The organism is Candidatus Bandiella numerosa, from assembly GCF_021811875.1.
GTDB lineage: Bacteria > Pseudomonadota > Alphaproteobacteria > Rickettsiales > Midichloriaceae > Aquirickettsia > Aquirickettsia numerosa_A.
Map to the genome: position 1 here is coordinate 1 of NZ_JAJBJD010000305.1, position 230 is coordinate 230.

Consider the following 230-nt stretch of genomic DNA (forward strand, 5'->3'; position numbering starts at 1 on the left):
AATCCTATGGTCATGGCGATTTTCTATAATGTTTTTTAGTTCATTTACTTCAGAAAGATTTGCAGGAGTAACATGAACATGCTCTATATAGCCATCTTCCTGATCTACAAGAATAAAGCCTTTGTATCCAAAATAGCTTTTTTTACCTTTCTTAAGCCACCTAGCATCTGGATCTTGAGACAATATTTCTGATCCCTCAACCTCAAAAACAGGACAACTACCTTCTTCTC

At 35.7% G+C, this 230-nt stretch carries 1 protein-coding gene; it reads right to left on the reverse strand.

The annotated features are described in order from the left end of the window. A partial coding sequence (locus L8D11_RS05705) for a transposase (RefSeq protein WP_236870682.1) occupies positions 1-230 on the reverse strand: 230 nt, incomplete at both ends.